This window comes from Pseudomonas graminis (assembly GCF_001705435.1).
Lineage (GTDB): Bacteria > Pseudomonadota > Gammaproteobacteria > Pseudomonadales > Pseudomonadaceae > Aquipseudomonas > Aquipseudomonas graminis_B.
The window spans coordinates 22,934-41,152 of sequence record NZ_MDEN01000049.1; the positions used below are offsets into that span (position 1 = coordinate 22,934).

The following is an 18,219-nucleotide window of genomic DNA, read 5'->3' on the forward strand; positions in this document are numbered from 1 at the left end:
AAGCTGCATCAATCGCAACATTCATTAAACGCTCCAAGATGTCGGAAAATCCCTACGGCATTATGCCTTTAAGGCCGCCGGAACTTATCGCGAATGAGATTGGGGCGAGCCAGTGGGACGTTTTACAATTTTCTGAGAACCTCACGTTCACCAGCAACTGCACGCAGTGTCAAGATGACCCAGGGTGTTGCTATACTTCACATTCCCCCGGTTCCATATTTAATGGAGAATGTGTAACTAAAGAAGTGATGTCTGCGCTCATATTTCATTAAGCCACTACAGCAGCCGCGCTGAGCGGCTGCCCCACTCTAGGGACTGAGTATATGGAACACGAGAATTCATTTTCGTATCATGGACGACACGGCGTCATTATAGAAAATTTCGTAGTTAGCTTGCTTGCCAGCGATAATTTTGCGCGTGATGAAAAGATAGATCGTCTCCTACTTCATGCTGCTGCCGTGCACGCGTCAAATAGATTAGATATGTATGCTACCCAAATTATCGAAGCAGAGGTAGCCAATATAAATTTAAGTCTAGGTGTTAGTTTGACCTACGACGAGTTTGTCCGCTTGGATACGCCGTATCTAGCAGTAATTGAGAAATACCCAGAATTTGCTCGCCTTGTCAAAAAACTAATAAAAAATGAAACAGCCAATCTGAATCGAATCAAGGAATGTATCCACGGTGACTCTAAAATTCTCCGCGACAGACGTTTCGTTGATTCGCTTGAGGAAATAACTCATATATTTATCCTAAATGGCGAAAGCCATGATGAAGGAAAAAATGTTGTATTGTTTTACGTAAACAACAAGCCTAGTTTTGCGCTAAAGCTTAGGAATTTAGCATTGGAAGAAAGAGCAAGCAACTTTATGCAGCGCTTCTTGTCCAGCAAGTGCGCAATACAAGGTTGGGAGTTTCCGGACTATATCACTGAAAGTGATCATGGATGGGTTCGCTGGAGCAAACACCAAGATATTGAGGGTACTGCCGGAGCAAAAACCTTTTTCAGAAACGCTGGTTACCTTATAGCCCTGTCATCAGCGTTAAGTATTACAGATCTAAATTTCGAAAACATAGTTGTAAATGGAGGTAGCCCGGTTCCAATTGATCTCGAAACGGTCTGCCAGCATTGCCTGACCAGCAGTAGTGTTGTTAATTCGGTTAGAACTTATCTTCTTCCGAACAGTATCAAGTATGAAGACGGAGTAGCCAGAATAGAACACTGCGGCATTGGAAATATATTTGACTCTGAAGTTGTAAGGGACGCGCAAATTAATACACGAATAAATCGAGCAGCCCTAAGCGGAAGAGTTTTGTCACCGTTGGATTATCTCGACGAGATTGTTGAAGGTGCGCGCCATGGATTTGATCTAGTAGTCAGGCACAAATCCGAATTCTTAGAATTTGTTGATTCGTTACGCGGGATTGAAAATCGCGTGATTTTGAAGTCTACAAACGGTTATTGCACGATAATTGAATCGTCTCTTCATCCCTCTCTGATGTCCGAACAATCCGGAAGGCGAGAATACATTCGTCAGTGCCTAAGTCTTCAGTCAGCCAGTTTTGTGCCTGGAAATTTGATAGATGCGGAGGTTGCGTCATGTGTGGATTGCGATGTTCCACGATTCGTCTCTAAGATTGATGGCCAAGAGGTAAGTATAAAACATTTGAAACAAAGCATATTGATGGACGCTTTCACGCCCGGATATCAATTCGCTAGGCAGTATCTGTTATCACTAAATGCTGAAGTCATTGATTCTGAGATGTACCATCTGGAGGAATGCTTTCGGCAGTCAAAAAAAGTCGTAGACCTAGATTCGCTGATACGAGGCGTCCAGCATGGAAATCTTCAGGAGGCTTTTTCAGAGTCCATCGGGAGTGAACATGATGAATTAGCGACTATTTGCACCACCTATGCTAGCTCGAAACATCCTATAGTTAGATTTTCGGGGTCGGCTAATAATAATCTTGAGTTAAAACCGGTCGGCTTGGATATGTTCAGTGGGGTCGCGGGGCTTGGTTATTTAATTAATAAAGGGCATATACACCTCCCCGACCACGAAAAAAATCTTTTTTTTGACCGTTATCTGGCTGATTTGACTGCTTTTAAGTTTGATGGGAATACAATCCTGGGCGGTGCTTTAGTTGGGCCTGTTTCATGTCTGATTCCCCTTTTCGGACGTAGTTTGACTACAAGTAGTTTCGTTAAAATGATCAAGTCGGAATTGATTCGTAGGCTTTCCTCTGCTGAAAATCTTAACTCAGAATCTAGCAGTCTAATCGCCGGCCTAGCGGGTCTATTGGCTCTCTCCTCGGCATTTTACATCGCATACCCTGACGAGGCATGGAAGCGCATCAGCCAACTAGCGCTAAGAAAACTAATTTCTAGGTCAGTTTCTGATGGAGACCTCTTGCTATTTCCATACGACTCTATGGTTTCCACTCATGACAGCAAATGTTTGTCTGGACTTTCCCACGGCCAGAGCGGGGTAGCTTATTCACTTGCAATGTATGGTCTAGCATATCCCGAAGCCAAGCAAGAGTGTTCTAATTTGATTGCTCGGACTTTGAGGTTCGAATTTGAAAACTATCTGAAAGATGGTAATTGGCCGGACTTTAGATTTAAACCTGGCAACACTGAATCTGTCCACAAGTTTAGTTGGGCTCACGGAGGCGCTGGTGTGCTTTTGGCTTTGGATTTTATAAGTAAAAACTACTCAATTGTCGAACTCGATAATTTTCTAAGTTCTATTAATTTGAGTCATATATTTCAGAGGCACTTAGGCTCCGCGCCGCCATTTAGTGTTTTGAGTGTGGCGACTGGCGAAATGGGCGTTGAGCTAATCCGCCGCAAGCTCCTTAACACTGAAGCTCCAGTTCAGCCTCAAAGACGCCGACCTCTTGGTATTGGAATAGTGAACGGAGCAGCCGGAAGTTACTTGTCCAGACTCGTATTGAACAGCCCGGAGGCTGTTAAATTTCCGCTACTACCTCACGAGTTTGTATTGGAGGATCTAAGATGAAATTCGAAGGGGCAGCAAATTTTCTAAAGGTTCTTGATTTTTCTTTGGATTCTCAGTCGAAGAGATCCGCTGGATTGACTATTACCATTGTTTTGATCGGCTCGATATCATATGCGTTAGTACCTTACACTTTGCAGATGACTATAAATTCGCTGTCCGTTAAAGATAATCATGCCTTCGCAATGGCGCTGGCGTCAATGTTGCTCCTTTATTCCTTCGGCCAGATTCTGAGTCAGAAAGGCCAGTCCCGTGCTTTGCTTTTTATTATTGATGTGAATCGGCGCTTCGGAGTGGGATTTATGGGAGAGGTAGTTAAGCTTCCCATAAGTGTGATCATCACTCACGGGGCAGCGAAGATTGTCCAGATCATGCAGGGGGTTAGGGCCAGCAACCAAAGCTGCCTTCAATCATTATTATTGGTACTATTTCCGACAGTAGTCGAGGTAGTCGTTGCGTGTAGCGTATTTGTCGCTCTTAAAGACTTTCTTGTCGCTGGATTAATAGTTTCCTATCTAGTATTTTATACCATGTATAGCTTTCGGCGCATTAAGGTTTTGTCTGGATACCAAAAAGAGACTGTTATCCAGACAATGGAGAATGCGCGATCAATCAATAACTTTATCTCCAACGTTGAAACTATAAAAGTGTTTAATGCAGTTAAAATAGTAGAGGAAAAATATCTTGCTGAACAGGGTAAGATATTTGCTTTATGGCAAGGTTTTTATACAAAAAATCTTCTGCTGGAAGTCGTCCGCGTCACAATGTTTGTTGGACTGCTTGGCAGTGTTTTGTATGTTTCTGGTTCAAGATTGTTGGCCGATCAGATATCGTTGGGGCATTTTGTGATGGTGAATGCATATCTTTATCAGGTCTGTAGGCCTTTCGAATCCCTTATACGCGCTCTTGGCACTGTAGCAGAGGCTTTGAGCGGGTATGCCCCTTTTGTTGAGTTGATAAACCCACGATCTAAGATGAGTCAAACTAGCCATGGCGGTACAACTTCGTACCCTGCCGTTCCTCTCTCGACCGCATCGCAGTTTGAGTTTAAGCACGTTAACTTTGGTTACGACTCAACGAGGCAACTGTTGCTAGATTTTTCACTGACGCTCAGAAGCTCCGATGTGCTGGCGGTAACCGGGCCGTCTGGCGCGGGAAAATCGACTCTAGTTAAATTGATGAGCAAGCTTCAACTTCCGAATTCTGGTTCGATAAGCATAAACGGAGTTGATATAAATACTGTCAGTGATTCCGAGTTCTATGATGCGTTTTGTGTGGTTACCCAAGATGTAGGTCTTTTCAACGACACGCTCGCATTCAACTTGCGTGTAGCTGATCCGGACGCTAGCGATTCTGATCTCATGAGAGCGCTGGACAACGCTTGCTTGACAGAGGTGCTTAGGAAACTACCTGACGGGCTTAACTCCCAGATCGGAGAAAGGGGTCTCAGATTGTCGGGTGGCGAAAGGCAGAGAATGACTATCGCGAGAAGTTTTCTGCGTCGTCCTCGAATTATTATTTATGATGAAAGTACCTCATCCTTAGATGAAGCAACTGAGGCTCGAATATTGAAAAACATTGTAAGGATTCACGCTGATAAGATAATTGTCCTCATTACACATAAGGCTTCTGTCGTTGCTTATGCTAATAAGGTTTTGAATATGACGGATGAGGCCAGAACTCTTCACGTTGTTAAGCCTGCCATGATTCATGATAATGTATAGTCTGCTCAATAGACATGCGATCAGCGTTGGTGAATATCTAATGTTTGCAAACCTATTTGAATCTTTTATAAAAATTTAGGGAGTTGGCTTGTTATGCATATGTACTCCCGCAGCTTGGGTTCATTTCCTCAGTCCGACTTAACGAGATGGAAGGCGTCGAGTGCATTAAATATTTATGTGGGCTAGTGTTGCATATCCAAGCTAATGCGGGATCACTCTCGGTCTCACACTGCTTAGGATACGTAAAGCCTGCATTTGGTGCGTACTTATTGCAGCACTTAGAAGCTATCTCACAAGAAATGCATCAGTGTGTCGTCCAGTCCCCTGTAGCAAGTGCTGCGAAGCATCAGGTTCGCAGTCCTGCTTCAGTTTCGGATTGTGTTACTGCGGCTATGCGTGAGGACACGTACCGCGTGACGGGCTTGGAATGTAACCGCTCCACGAACCCCACATTCAAAGCACTAAACTAAAGCCAGCTGCTGGGCTCCCGATCTCTCAGGAGCCTATCTACCATGATGCGACCCGACGCCAAAGTCGAAAAAATTCACCTTACCCCAAACCTGCGCAGTTTCGAAAATCCATCAACGGCGTGGCTGCTCTGGTCGAGCTGGATATCAAGGTTGCCGTGTTCGACACGGCACTTTTCGTTTTCCTCAACAAGCCGCGCAACCGAGTGAAAATCTTGTATTGGGAGCGCAACGGCGTATGCCTTTGGCTCAAATGACTGGAATCGGAGCGATTCAAAAAATCGCCCGATGCCACCGACGAGGCGATTGTCCTGACCGTCCAGGAACTCAACTGGCTGCTCGACGGTTTTGACCTCTGGAATAACCGTCCCCATCAGGTTTTGACGCCGCGATTTGTGGCCTGATTCGGTATAATCCAAAGCATGATTTCGGTGCCCAGAGACCTTCCTGACGACCCTGCGCTGCTCAAAGAATTGTTTGAGCATATGTTGCTTGAGCGCGAAACGAGCAAGGGCTTGAGTATTCATCCGGAAGAAGAAAATGCGCGGTGTTTCATCGGCGTGTGCCACGAGCTGGCCAGCACCGCGTCGCGCAGCGCATCGACCAGCGGCGGGGTGGCGAATAATTGAAAGACAGATACGGCTTTTCCTCGGGCTCTCGGCGGCGTTCTGATGATGTATATGGGTATGGCTAGTTCGTTGGATGTGCATCCAAGGAAGACCTTGTCATCGCTTTTGTGACTCTGAAACAGTATGCCCGGCACCATGGAGTTCCTACTGGATTAAGCGCGCGGGATGTTTTTTTAAAGGAATTGCCTAACCTCGTTCAATAATGAGCTTTGGTAAGGCCTGCATTTTGGACACGATGCTGGACGCTTTGGATGAGGGCTGCTTTGGGTCGATAGCTGTCAGTAGGAGCTATGCGGGCGTAGGATGGAGGCTCTCCCAAAAATGCAGAGAGACCTTTCCTTCATGAGTAAATCCGTGCGGATAATCGTTGAATGCAAAGATCCAGGTGATGGCAGCGAAGATGTCATCATAGATCTCCCATCGGATGTCCTTGCAGCAGTGAACGTCGGTTCGGGCGATTCCTTGAGCATCGAATTGGTTAACGAGGCGATATTGCTCAGACCGATTCGTGATGCGGACACCCGGCCCTCAGGCAGCTATCGACCCCAAAGCGGCCATGCAACTGCATCTCCACAAGGTTTTGAGACCTAGGCCCACGTCTACCGTACTGGTGCGTATGTCAGCCAACTCAAACAATGCGATTTAGCTTTACGCTTAGTAAAAGGCCTTACGCTCAGGAGGCGTGGATGAGCAGAAATTTTCTTGGCATTGCGTGGGCTGGGCTCTACGCAGCCGATTTGACTGCTCTGGTCAGTTTCTATGTCGAGAAGGTAGGCCTTCCTATAGTGGAAAACGGCGATGGTTATTCATGCTGGATGTCGGCGGCGGCGCGGTTTTTGAGTTGTGGGCCGATGGCGCGCGCGCTCCTCATCTGAAGACGCCGGTAGAGCAGTCGGTGATCATCGGATTCGCTGTACTTTCTCTGGAGTCCGCTATTGAGGATTTGAGCAATCGTGGGCTTCAGCCAGACTCCGAAGTGGGTACATACGGCAATAGTCGTTGGGTGTACTACTCAGACCCCGAAGGCAACAGGTTTGAGCTCAAAGAAACGATGGATTTCGCCCTCACTTGCTTGGGAACGGCTTCACCAATGGCGCGCGACCATAGTTGATCAACACGTCGAAGACATTCCGCATTTGCGCCGTAAGTCCGCAGCGGCAGCGCCTCGGCAAGCCGAAGCCAGCGAAATGATGTGTGCTCTGCTGACAGGACAGGATCTTCCATACCCGAAATATCTGCAGTAAAGACGCGCTCTTCTACTTGCTGAGGCTCCGCACCATAGTGCTTTCGCCATTGCTCCTTGATCGGATAGTGGTGACTGAATCCAGAGTAGATAGGCCTATTGATGCGCAGCTCAGTTTCTTCGAATACTTTGCGAACTGCCGCGTCCTGGGAGCTCTCCTGATCTTCAAGCGCGCCCGAAATGCCCTGAAAAAACGCTGGCAAGCCTAGATCATCGCGTGGGGCTCGCTGGAAGATCAGATACTGGCGTTCGCCTCCCACCGAGCGGGTCAGAAATACGTGGACTGAGTAAGCACGTCGCATTGGCCTTCCTTTGCAAATGATCGATGTGCGAACGCGCGTTTACCTTTGCCAGGTTTTGGATCACTCCTCACCTGTGCAGCAGTGCAGCCTTTGTGCGCCGGGACGTTGAGAATAATTAGCCTGATTTGGGTAAGGTGACTTAGGCAGATCGCCCGCTCAAGCATCACTTTCCGGATTCAATATTTTCAAAAGTGTGTGGCGACTCCATGGCCCGCAGTATCCCGGAAGATGCGCAACGATCCTGTAACCGCAGCGTTCATACCAGTCAGCCGCGCCGTCATCGAGGGTCTCAATAAGTGCGTCCCCGCAGCCACGCTCCAGAGCCAGCGCCTCAAGTCTGTGCAAAAGCTCAGTGCCGAGTTTCTGTCCCCCCAGGCTGAATCTACCCACAAGTAATTGATAAAAAGACGGCGGAATTCGGTACGGCCGGTGACGCCGCCTATCAAGATTCCATCTTCCAGCACCGTGCAAGCTATAGGGTTCGCCACGCCGCCTTGCTCACGGGACAAGTTCTGGCCGTGCCTTATGACGCCATCAGAGACCGCTTGCAGATGCTGTTCGTGAATGCCGTCGGATATTCGTCAATCCTTCATGTGAGTCTCCCTATGCCAGGTGTACCAGCATCACGTGCAAGTGCCGTTCCCTATATGTATCTATACAATATTTCGGCGGAGATGAATGGCCAATCCATCACGAATTTGCTGGAAGTCAGGTCAGCGGATGATGGGGTTGGCAGCATCTGAGGCCTGCGAAAATTGCGACGCCAGAAATGGAATCACCGGCCGATTTCAGCCAAACTTACTATATTGAGACATTCTCGGTTCGGTATGCGACGACTTGCGATTTACCCCCTGTAAATTTTTTTAAAACGACGGAGTTGTTATATTTGAGAGCAAAGAAAAAGCAGAGCGAGTAGGGTCAACAAGATTCTGAGCTTCTTGCCTAATTCTCTGAGGTCATTAAACGCAGCTTTGGCTTCAGCTTCACGCTTCGCTTTTCATGTTTTTAGCCCCGGCTGGGGCAGGGGAGTCGCCGTTTCGACCGAAGGCCGCTGCTTTTCATCTTTGTGTTCAAACAGCTAGCTCATAAATTTTCAGAAATTTGTCGCCTGGCACAGACGGCCCCAAGTGGGGTAACTACGGCTGAAATTCGAGGTGGCGAAAAAGTGGACTACAGTCTGGAAGCTGAAATCTGGAAACAGGCTCAAATACAGTTAGGCGAACATGGATTTGCACAGGTAATCGAGAGTGCCGTAGACAGCTATCGGCGTCGACCAGGCCATTCACCTCTGGAGCGCATCCACGTCACGAGTGTCGGAGCGCGCGGGCTGCTTGCGCTGCGCAACACGCAGAGACCGGGTGAAAACTCACTTAACACTGATCCACTGCCTCCGTACGCCACGGTGAGAGCCGCTTTTAGGGCCCACATCTACTACGCTCTGCAGTTTGAGATTATGCAGCTTGGCGCCCCTACGGATTTAATCGCAGGCGATCAGCTTGCCAGAGACATGGGCTTATGACCTTCGTCCTAGCAGTTGATAACTTGACGTGGACGCCATCCACACGCCCCAGACGCAGGTTGAGCACAACCTCAATCACCGGCCATATCAATCGGGGTGGTGCAGGGGACATCTGTACACGGACTTGCGCTTTTACCGATTCACGGCGCGGACTCTTTTTCAAATCTCGCGAGTGAAAATGCGGACAGGTCAAGATCGCTTGCACCGGTAGTAGACCACTGCGCCAGCGCTTCGCCCAGGGCGGCTGAGTGCTTGAAACCGTGGCCCGAACAGGCAGAAACTACGAGGATATTCTGCAGCGTAGGATGCTTGTCGATGATGAAGTTACTGTCTGGAGTGACGGTGTAAGCGCAGACGGCCGACTTGAGTACCCGCGCTGTAACGCCTGCTAATTTTCCGTTTACATGGGTTTCGAACATCTCGCGCTCCTCGTCCTTGGAAATCGTTCTCTCCAAGGCTTCAGGCGTGGATTCCTGCTCATATTGTTCGGTTGCAATCTTGACGCTGCCTTCCCCAGCCAGCGGTGGAAAGCCATAGCTCATGTCATCGTCGGTACGCCCGTGCCGCATGATGAACACCGGTGACGTCTCTGCAAACCTAGCGCCCTTTTCCAGCTGAAACCAGAACAGCTTTTGTCTGCAAACTCGCAGTAAATGGTCAAAGTGGGGCGCCAGTAGCTCGCGCGACCACATACCTGCGCTGATTACCACTTTGTTGGCTTTGATAGTGCGGCGGTTGGTAATCACCGTGACGCCGCACACATCGGAGGTCACGCTGGAGACCGTTTCACCCTTCAAGAGGGAGGCCCCCTGCTGTTCAGCCAGGCTCAGCTGTACCGCAATGCAGCGCTCGGGGCGCAGATAACCACCGCTGGGCTCGAAGTACCCCACAGCGGTGTCCAGTACCGTGGCGAATTGCGCAAACCGCTGGCGAATCTGCTCTGCATCCAACATTTCATGCGCGATGCCATGAGTTTGAGCGAGTCTTACGGTACGGTTCGTGAAATCAGCCGCGTCTTCAGGGGCATAGTGGGGAGTAGAGCTTAAAACCAGCACTCCACACTGCTCAAAAAGTGACTCGCCCGAAATCCTCTCCAGCTCCCGCCACAGCTCGTGGGAGCGTCGGACGATGGGTAAGTATTGCTCCCCTTCACCGACAGATAAGCGGGTTATTCGGGTATCACCGTGGCTTGACCCTAGGGTGTGGGGTGGATGAAAACGATCCACTCCGATTACGCTAGTTCCGCATTTTGACAGATGGTACAAGGCTGCAGCTCCTACTGCCCCTAGCCCGATTACTGCGACGTCACACACTTGCATAACAGCTTCCTAGAGCAGAGAGCGGCGTTGTTTATGGGTCGAGATGGGCGTGCGTGGTAACCCTGACTAATCATGCTGGCGTTTCCAACACCGTTCAACCTTCTACTTTTTTGAGAGGCGGTGAAGGTGAGTTTGCCGTCTCAATCATCTGCCGCTTCACACAGCCAGCGACGCTCACGCACTGTCTATTTCTGTGCGGGGGAGAAATGCTGGAGGGCCTCCCTAGGCTTCGAAAACTCGGCCGCCGATAATGATCGATCCGGCCCGGAAACGGGCATTGATTTCACAGCTGTTACCAAACATCGCTCCTTGATACAAAGTGATGTTCTTTCCCAGATGAGCGCTTAGTGCGCCAGCGGCGACCCCCGTAGCCGCATCCTCTAGCGCTTCATCAAAGTGATTGAAATTACGACCTTCGTACCGATTCAGCTCTTGATGCGGGTATGCATACAAGCCACTCACTCCTGCGGCTTTCCCCCATTCGCAAATTCGGATCAAATTGGGACGCAACGCGTATAACGCTTGAGGACTGGGCATCTCAACCAACAGTTTTGGACTGCCGACCGACGCTATCGAGAGCGGCGTTTTGATCGATGAAGGCGCGCAGCCCAGCCAACCGGCAATTACTGCGACGTTTGGTACGGCCGTTTCCGCGACGGTAGGCAGGACAATGATATTCAGTTCATCCCCTGAGCCCCCGAATTCCAGTAGCTGACGGTTGACGACCGTCAATGCAGACCCTCAGTACCACCCGATCTCACGGCTCTGAAGGTAACGCGCCGCCGCAAACGCGGCGTGCAGACACAGTGGGCTTCTGGTGTGCGGGTAGTAGAAATCCAGCGTGCAGGGCCCCATCCCATCTTCTTTTTGAGCAATGAACACGCATGCGTTTGCTTTCTGCTCGCTTGCGGAACGCTGACGCTCTGCTGTCGACCACTTGGTGGAAGCGTCATCCAAAATGACAAGTGTTTCATTTCCGCTGTTCGGGTCGATTCCGCAGCATTTGAATCTCTGTATGTTCATCTATCCTATAGCCCGCTTCGGCGTCAAAACCCAAGGCAGGAGCCGTATGCGGTAATTCTGCACGTACGGATCTGTGCGGCGGGTGGCAGGTTACTGCCGTTCCTACCTCAACCGAAAGATGTCTGTGTATCGATCTGAGCCTTTAGAAAATTAAAGTTTACCAATAGGAGCAATCATGAAGTCGCTAACATGGGTTCGGTCGGTCGCGCGAGTAATGTGGTTTTATTGAAGCTCCCTAATTTTGAAAATCACATTTTCAATTAGGGTTTGAATATTAACATCAAAACTCGTCTTTGGTTCGTCAGAGTTTAAAGCCAGGGCAAATGATCTGTACAGAGGATCTATGAATGAGTACTTTCCCGAGTTTTCGTCAAGCCGAATCAATGGGGTTCTCTGGGCTTTGCAGAGTTTTTCTATTCCTCCGCTAAAACTTCTTGATGTGTAGGTGGGCTCGACTTTATTAATCTTCCGTAGAATCTCGTCTTTAGTAGCACCATCTTGCGACAGCTGGGCTAACGCGTGAATTATCAATTTTGGATGGTCGTACTTACCCTTGCGAACCTGCTTGAGTGATGCTTCGAAAGCCATCTTCAATGTGTCGGATGAGTTGGATAAGTACTTCTCTAGAGCTGGCTCTAACTCTGCGTCAGTAAGGTTTACAAGAGTATTAACTTCCTCATATATGCCATTCTGTTGGCAAACGTTAAGACAGATGGTGTGGCAAATTGCAGGCAAACCGTTTGCATAATGGCTAATTTTGTTTGTCAAGCTTGGGCTGAATGCGATCTTTAGAATCTTGGTTCCTAAGTTTATGATGCTTTGGAGTTCGTGCGGCTCCATCAGCGGAACGTGAATCTCTGCAATTCGTGTGCGCATTTCTGGATCGTATTGGACTACCTGCCTAGCAGAGTCTACAGCACCTACTGCGATAACCTTTACTGTTTTATAGTCATCCGCCATGTCCATAAAAACTTTCATTGTCTGGGAAAGCTTTGTGCGTTCTGATTCTTCAATTTTGTGAAAATCTTCGAGTACCCAGCAACAATTTGCTTCCCCCATGAGTTTGGCTAAGTTTTGCGCTGTTAGTTGCGGTGGTAGAATCCTAGTTTTTTTTGCCAAGTTTTCAGAAGAGAATGAGGCAGTTGCGGATAATTCGGTTCTAATAGAGGCTATCGTATTTTTTGCAGACGCTGATATGGAGGATGTGTTTTTTTCCTGGAGCTCGGAGATGTAATATCCGTCTAGGTCGTCGAAGGCGCTTAGCATTAGCTGGTCAAAGCTGGACGCTGACGTGCATCTTGTTGTTACCTCATGTTCGTAAAGCTGGCGCAATTTGTTCCGCAGCAGAGTTGACTTGCCAGAGCCAGAGTATCCGTAGACGACGAGTTGTGTGCCTGGCGTTCTGAGTGCGTCTACTAGCTTTTCGTTTACTTCGTCCCTTTCGATGAAAGACACCTTGGCAGGGGTGGTCGGGGTAAAAACATCATATACACTTGTAGACGACTTCATGTCTTCCATTGATCCATGAGGGAGGATGCCTGATTTTCTGCTGCGAAGACTCATGCGTCAATATGGGAACGCAAATTTAGGTAGTCCTAGGTTTGGCCACCGCATACCAGCTTGTTGCCGCGATGCTCCATCACACACTCACGAGACACTGGTCATCCAATCGTCAGATGGCGTGACGACCAGTTTTTGAAACGGTATCATTGCATATCCACAAATCTGCAGGTCGGGGCCCAACAACAACGTGATAGCCTCTGCTCTTTCGCCATTAAAACGTGTTGGAGCTTGGCGTCAAGGGTAGGAGTTCGTGGATTCACCAAAGACCGACGCATTTTTGCTACTTCCCCTGTCTCATGCTTTGACAGCGCGGGAGCACGATCACTGGCAAACCCTAATGGCTGCCAAAGCCGGTTTAGTCAGTAACCCACTAACCTTCTCAGCGGATCAATCATCAGCTCATGACTCAGGCATTTGACTTACTCGAAACGAAAGATTTCATCCTGCTTATTCTCGGTGCAGTCTCGGGCTATGTAATAAGCCTGATCGTAGCAAGGCAAACTGAAAAGAAAAAAGACTTGGTTCTGGAAGTGCTTGGAAGGCAGATCGTCGTAGAGAGATCAAATCACTGCCCGTTTTTGATTACCGATCAAGACGGTATACAGCTCGACAATATCTATTTTTTCGTAGTTCGAATATGGAACCGCGGGCGCGAGGCTGTTAGAGGAGACGAAATTTCAACCGATGCCCCTCTCATGATTGAAGTTGGCGAAGAAGCCAGGGTTTTAGGTGATCCTCACATTCTTAAACCTCATCTAGCGATGCGGTTCTCGATAGCTTCACCAGAGCCTAATAAATTCGTATTTTCTTTCGACTGTCTTAACCAGGATGAATGGGTACAGCTAGGTTTTTACATTGCCGGTGACCCTAGAGCAGTCATCAAAGGATCCGGGCGAGTTTTCGGGCAGCATTTGGATTTTGATATTACGACCGACGATTCAAGAATAGGGCTGGTAGCGCGCCTAGTGGCTTTGACCGCCTTCGTGCTTATAGCGGGTAGTCCTTTCGCGCTCGCAGGTTCTTTATGGTGGGCCTATAACGACTACACGATAGCTGACATTTTTTTCAATCCTGAGCAGCTACCGAGAATGCTAATGGCGCTGTTTTTCACAGGTGCCATGACGCATTCAATCGCAGCGTTTTACTTCGCATCCATCTGGTTCAAACGGATAAAAAACCCTAAGGGATACCCAATCAGAGAAGATTTTGAGCCTAACCAACGTCAATCTTTGCAGGCGATATTCCTCACGGCGCTTCGAGGTAGACGCCATGAGACTTCCACGTCGCTTCATAATTATGGTGAAATTATCAGCCCATCCGCGAAACGGAAGGGCGCGGATATACAGCCAACTCGCATAGAGCAGCCTGCTATTGATTCAACTACGCCGTGAAGCCAGCTCGGCTCAAGAGTTGGCCTATTGGCTAGGCATGTTAGTGCAATCGGTCGCATCTCCTTTTTTAGCTTGATCAGCGATCTGCACGCGGCTGCACATGGGGCTGGTTTGGAAGGGCATTGATCGGGCAGAATGCCTCAGTGGCAATCAAGATGATCAAGCAGGGATGGAAATTTCATGGCCATGAAAATCAGGCGGGCTGAGAGCAGCTGTGATGAGAACATCGCTCTGCTTTTCGAGAGACCAAAGAAAAAGCAACGAGCTTGGACGCCACGGTTTTCTGAGAGCTCGTCCCGTTTCTCGGGCCTTTGATTTTGCTTCTGCTCTTGTGCTTTGAACCTGGGTTGGTGAACACGTTCGTGAATGCGCCCTTGGGGGTTGGGGGGAAGTCGCCCATACGGCCGACAGGCCGCTGCTTTTCACTTTTGGCTTCAAATAACAGCGTCTAAAAATTTAAAAAATCTGTCGTCTTGCACAGCGCCGGTGAAGGCGGGATAGGCTCGCCTGGAATTCGGAGCGGTACGATGGATTACGATTTAGAGTCAGAAATCTGGACACAGGCACGAGCAGTTTTCGGCCACAAAGAATTCTCGTATCTGTTAGGGGAGGGGATGCGCAACTACAGGCGTCTGCCTGGCTATTCACCGCCTCAGCGTATACATCGGTCTGCTATCGGCGATCACGCCTTCACAGCGCTTTGGCAGGCGCTGAGATCATCGCTTCCGCCCTGTGATAAACCAGCATCGTTCGGTACGGTCAGGGCAGGGCTCAGAGTCCATCTATACCGTTACCTACAGTGGCAGCTTATCGTGCAAGGCAATGCTTCGGAGCCGGTGGTGGAGGATCAGTTGGTGCGGGATCTAAGCTTGTAGTAAGAACTCCACCGACAACAAATGTGCACCTTTGGACATTCGCCACACCTGCATCACACGCGACCGCGGCAAATACGGGTAAATTTGTCCGGGCCGTCGTTGCCAATACCCATCGAAACATAGTCCCGCCCGGATCACCTGCAGCCTGGGCCGCTCTGGAATGCCTTCTGATGGTTGCGGCGACTGCCGAAGAGTAATCCTAGTAGAATCCACACGGTTTAATCCCGCCCCCTTGAGATACCGATGAACGAACTAACGGAAGAAGAAATGCGCCGTGCGCTTTTCGGCGACATTGGCTCTCCAGCGCCAATGCCCACACCCGCACCGGTAGAGGAGGTGGCACCGCAGGTGGTTCCTACTCCCCAAGTAACTGCCGCTAAGAAAAAGCCAGTGTCTAAAGCGTTCACGCCCAGGCTGAGAGTCACGCTTCGGGTTGGAAACGAGTTTGAAGGCAAAATGGAAGAGAGGATTCACGAGGCTGACACGCTAAGCACGCTCCTAGCAGAGCAGGAAGCGACCAGGGCCGCGAGAAAGAAATTTCGATATGTAGAGGTCGTTTCAGTCCATCCTATAGAGTCGAACTGAACAAGCAATGATCGACTTCCTCCCCAACTGGCTGTTAGCCAAACTCAGGCCATTTCATACATCTGCATGTCCTCTCACTGGCGTGATACCGACGCAACGAGTCAGGGGGATCCGTCAGATACTCCCCCAGCGGCGGGCGTCTTCCTGACGAGTTCGGCGGTACCCTACAACGAATCACTAAGCAGTCGAACGGCCCTGTGCTGTTTTTCTGACTCCTCAGCGGTGAGGGGCCTTTCACAATACTCTCGACTTAAAAAAATGATCGCGTCATTACCATCAGGGTTGTCGGAATAGTTAGGGTATCTTGATATCGCTCTCAACAGGTCTTCCGTAACAGGGGCGACATGAAAATGTACGTTAAAACCACCAAGGAAGGTCTGAAGTAGACAGATGTTTTTAATCCATCCGTTCTTCAGCATTCAAAAAACGTCGATTCAATCGGAAATCAGACCTTTCCCTCCCTCACTTACCTCTTTTTCTGCGATACAGCGCTTTTCAGCGCTCATTGCCCTCATTACAGGCGCACCTCTCCTGCTTTCAGCAATCGTTTTCCCATCATCCACAGATTCGACAGAGCAAACAACGTGGTCTGCTGTGCGATGTTTTTCGCCAGACCACGAAAGCGCACTTTCGTATAGCCAAACTGGCGCTTGATCACGCGAAATGGATGTTCAACCTTGGCACGCACTTGGGCCTTCGCGTATTCGATTTTGCGACGCATACGCCCGATCAGGCAATTCTTTGCATGCTTTTTATAACTGCTCGGCCGCACTGCAATCGACCAGATCATTTGATGATCTTGATGCTCGGGACGCTTTTCGACGCCGGTGTAACCGGCGTCGCCAGAGACGTAAGTTTCTTCTCCGTGCAGTAACTGATCGACCTGGGTTACGTCCGCCACATTCGCCGCCGTGCCCACCACGCTGTGCACCAAACCGGATTGGGCATCAGCACCGATGTGCGCTTTCATCCCAAAGAAATATTGATTTCCTTTCTTCGTCTGGTGCATTTCAGGGTCGCGCTTGCTGTCTTTGTTCTTCGTCGAACTCGGCGCATGGATAACCGCCGCATCGACCACGGTGCCTTGGCGCAGCAACAAACCACCGTCGCCAAGATAGCTGTTGATAACCTGCAAAATCCCGCCGGCCAGTTCATGCTTTTCCAGCAGTCGGCGGAAATTGAGGATCGTGGTTTCGTCCGGAATACGATCCAGATGCAGCCCGGCAAAATGGCGCAGAATCGTGGTTTCGTAGAGCGATTCCTCCATCGCCGGATCGCTGTAACCAAACCAGTTTTGCATCAGATGAACCCGCAGCATCGACATCAACGGATAGGCCGGACGACCTTTGGATAGTGTGGCTCGATAAGTTTGACCAAGCCATTCCAGGGCACGACCTGATCCATCTCAATCAGGAAGCGCTCACGGCGGGTTTGTTTGCGTTTGCCAGCGTATTCGGCGTCAGCGAAACAGATCTGTTTCATCCGTGCTCAACCGTTCATTTTTTAGGCCTAGTGTATTTCACCAGATTTGGAAGTCTTTTTCAGAGTTTCCTTAGGCCATCAAATAGGAAAAGAAAAAAACCGTGCCGGTGATGGATGACCTGCATATGACGACGATCGCCGAGCGCTAAATCGTGCATGAAGGCCAACTAAAACTTGATCAGGGCGCCAAAGTCTCCAAGGCATCGAGTACTTGCCGTAGGGCCTTGCCCAACGGCTTATCCTGACGCAGCACAATGCCAAGCGTGCGGCTCATCGGCGGTTCCAAAGCCTCGATCCGCAAGCCCCGCCGATGGTGGGTAGCTCCCACTGACATGGCAGGCACGATGCTGTAACCCAGACCGGCAGCGACCATTTCCTTGATGGCCTCGATGCTGCCCAGCTCCATCACTGGTTTGACCCGAACACCGGCCTGAAAATACCACTTATCGATCAACAACCTTGTGCTGCTGCCAGCTTCAAAGACCACCAGCGGAAGGCGGGCTAATGATTGCGGTGTCATCTGATGCGGGATATCAGACTGGTCGGAGCTGAAGATCGCCACGAACGCTTCTTCCAGCAACGGGGTGATCGACAAACTGCGCCCGGTGGCGGGCATTGTGACTAACGCCAGATCAAGTCGGTTCTCCTCGACTGCGCGCAGGATCCCATCGGTATTCCCGGTACTGACCCGCACATCCAACGCTGGAAACCGCCGACGGAGGCTTCGCAGAACGGGCGGCAGTAGATGAATGCATGCGGTGGCTCCGGTGCCGATGGCAATCCTGCCGGCAATGCCTTGGACATGGCCGGAGAGTTCGAGCAATGCGTCTTCAACTGCGGCGTCGATCCTCCCAACGTGCTCCAGCAAAGTGGTGCCTGCAGACGTCGGCTTTATCCGCTTTCCTACACGCTCTATTAGCTTGAGGTTTAGCCGGGTTTCCAGTTGACGGACTTGCAGGCTAACGGCGGGTTGGCTGAGGCCCTGACGCTCGGCGGCGGCGGAAAAGCTGCCGTACTGGATAACTTGGGAAAAGGTGTACAGATGATTAAGGTTGAGACGCTGCATGTCAAAGTTTT

General features: G+C 49.8%; 12 protein-coding genes and 2 pseudogenes. 7 read left to right on the forward strand and 7 right to left on the reverse strand.

Going from position 1 to position 18,219, the window contains the following annotated elements:
• Positions 1-323: 323 nt before the first annotated feature.
• From BBI10_RS26330 to BBI10_RS02095, 5 genes are all read left to right on the forward strand, one after another.
• Entirely contained in the window at positions 324-3,023 is a 2,700-nt protein-coding gene (locus tag BBI10_RS26330; protein ID WP_083232984.1) for a DUF4135 domain-containing protein, read from the forward strand.
• Positions 3,020-4,744, forward strand: coding sequence for an ABC transporter ATP-binding protein (locus tag BBI10_RS02085; RefSeq protein WP_065986359.1), 1,725 nt, complete (start codon positions 3,020-3,022; stop codon positions 4,742-4,744). Before BBI10_RS26330 ends, BBI10_RS02085 begins: the two co-directional genes overlap by 4 nt.
• Positions 4,745-5,333: 589 nt before the next feature.
• Positions 5,334-5,468, forward strand: coding sequence for an IS66 family insertion sequence element accessory protein TnpB (tnpB, locus tag BBI10_RS27840; RefSeq protein WP_244160292.1), 135 nt, complete (start codon positions 5,334-5,336; stop codon positions 5,466-5,468).
• A gap of 165 nt (positions 5,469-5,633) precedes the next feature.
• Positions 5,634-5,840, forward strand: coding sequence for a hypothetical protein (locus BBI10_RS27680; protein ID WP_083232985.1), 207 nt, complete (start codon positions 5,634-5,636; stop codon positions 5,838-5,840).
• Positions 5,841-6,526: 686 nt separating this feature from the next.
• Positions 6,527-6,715: a hypothetical protein gene (locus tag BBI10_RS02095; protein ID WP_065986360.1), complete on the forward strand. Its 189-nt coding sequence runs from the start codon at positions 6,527-6,529 to the stop codon at positions 6,713-6,715.
• A gap of 133 nt (positions 6,716-6,848) precedes the next feature.
• On the opposite strand, the gene BBI10_RS02100 is transcribed toward BBI10_RS02095, so the two are convergent.
• From BBI10_RS02100 to BBI10_RS02120, 5 genes and pseudogenes are all read right to left on the reverse strand, one after another.
• Positions 6,849-7,385 (reverse strand): NUDIX domain-containing protein, encoded by a 537-nt coding sequence (locus BBI10_RS02100; protein ID WP_065986361.1) that lies wholly within the window; start codon positions 7,383-7,385, stop codon positions 6,849-6,851.
• Between the two features lie 156 nt (positions 7,386-7,541).
• Positions 7,542-7,963: pseudogene (locus BBI10_RS26350) on the reverse strand (GNAT family N-acetyltransferase).
• A gap of 1,081 nt (positions 7,964-9,044) precedes the next feature.
• The gene (gene solA, locus BBI10_RS02110) at positions 9,045-10,223 is read right to left on the reverse strand and encodes an N-methyl-L-tryptophan oxidase (protein ID WP_065986363.1); all 1,179 of its coding nucleotides are present in this window, start codon (positions 10,221-10,223) and stop codon (positions 9,045-9,047) included.
• A 222-nt stretch (positions 10,224-10,445) separates the two neighbouring features.
• Complete coding sequence (locus tag BBI10_RS26355) at positions 10,446-10,955, reverse strand: PhzF family phenazine biosynthesis protein (protein WP_083232986.1); 510 nt, start codon at positions 10,953-10,955, stop codon at positions 10,446-10,448.
• A gap of 513 nt (positions 10,956-11,468) precedes the next feature.
• Positions 11,469-12,755, reverse strand: coding sequence for an ATP-binding protein (locus BBI10_RS02120; protein ID WP_167355764.1), 1,287 nt, complete (start codon positions 12,753-12,755; stop codon positions 11,469-11,471).
• Positions 12,756-13,210: 455 nt separating this feature from the next.
• On the opposite strand from BBI10_RS02120, the gene BBI10_RS02125 reads away from it, so the two are divergent.
• Positions 13,211-14,200, forward strand: coding sequence for a hypothetical protein (locus BBI10_RS02125; RefSeq protein ID WP_065986365.1), 990 nt, complete (start codon positions 13,211-13,213; stop codon positions 14,198-14,200).
• Between the two features lie 1,118 nt (positions 14,201-15,318).
• The gene (locus BBI10_RS02130; protein ID WP_065986366.1) at positions 15,319-15,660 is read left to right on the forward strand and encodes a hypothetical protein; all 342 of its coding nucleotides are present in this window, start codon (positions 15,319-15,321) and stop codon (positions 15,658-15,660) included.
• A gap of 514 nt (positions 15,661-16,174) precedes the next feature.
• Here the strand turns inward: BBI10_RS02130 and BBI10_RS02135 are convergent.
• Together BBI10_RS02135 and BBI10_RS02140 are read right to left on the reverse strand one after the other, a co-directional pair.
• A pseudogene (locus tag BBI10_RS02135) lies at positions 16,175-17,142 on the reverse strand (IS5 family transposase).
• A gap of 178 nt (positions 17,143-17,320) precedes the next feature.
• Entirely contained in the window at positions 17,321-18,208 is an 888-nt protein-coding gene (locus BBI10_RS02140) for a LysR family transcriptional regulator (RefSeq protein WP_065986367.1), read from the reverse strand.
• Positions 18,209-18,219 lie beyond the last annotated feature (11 nt).

Excerpts from the sequence above, each read along its gene's own strand:
- BBI10_RS02140 (WP_065986367.1), bottom strand. The coding sequence starts at position 18,208 with ATGCAGCGTCTCAACCTTAATCATCTGTACACCTTTTCCCAAGTTATC.
- BBI10_RS26330 (WP_083232984.1), top strand. The coding sequence starts at position 324 with ATGGAACACGAGAATTCATTTTCGTATCATGGACGACACGGCGTCATT.
- BBI10_RS02085 (WP_065986359.1), top strand. The coding sequence starts at position 3,020 with ATGAAATTCGAAGGGGCAGCAAATTTTCTAAAGGTTCTTGATTTTTCT.
- BBI10_RS02100 (WP_065986361.1), bottom strand. The coding sequence starts at position 7,385 with ATGCGACGTGCTTACTCAGTCCACGTATTTCTGACCCGCTCGGTGGGA.
- BBI10_RS27680 (WP_083232985.1), top strand. The coding sequence starts at position 5,634 with ATGATTTCGGTGCCCAGAGACCTTCCTGACGACCCTGCGCTGCTCAAA.
- BBI10_RS02130 (WP_065986366.1), top strand. The coding sequence starts at position 15,319 with ATGAACGAACTAACGGAAGAAGAAATGCGCCGTGCGCTTTTCGGCGAC.
- BBI10_RS02125 (WP_065986365.1), top strand. The coding sequence starts at position 13,211 with ATGACTCAGGCATTTGACTTACTCGAAACGAAAGATTTCATCCTGCTT.
- BBI10_RS02120 (WP_167355764.1), bottom strand. The coding sequence starts at position 12,755 with ATGAAGTCGTCTACAAGTGTATATGATGTTTTTACCCCGACCACCCCT.
- solA (WP_065986363.1), bottom strand. The coding sequence starts at position 10,223 with ATGCAAGTGTGTGACGTCGCAGTAATCGGGCTAGGGGCAGTAGGAGCT.
- BBI10_RS02095 (WP_065986360.1), top strand. The coding sequence starts at position 6,527 with ATGAGCAGAAATTTTCTTGGCATTGCGTGGGCTGGGCTCTACGCAGCC.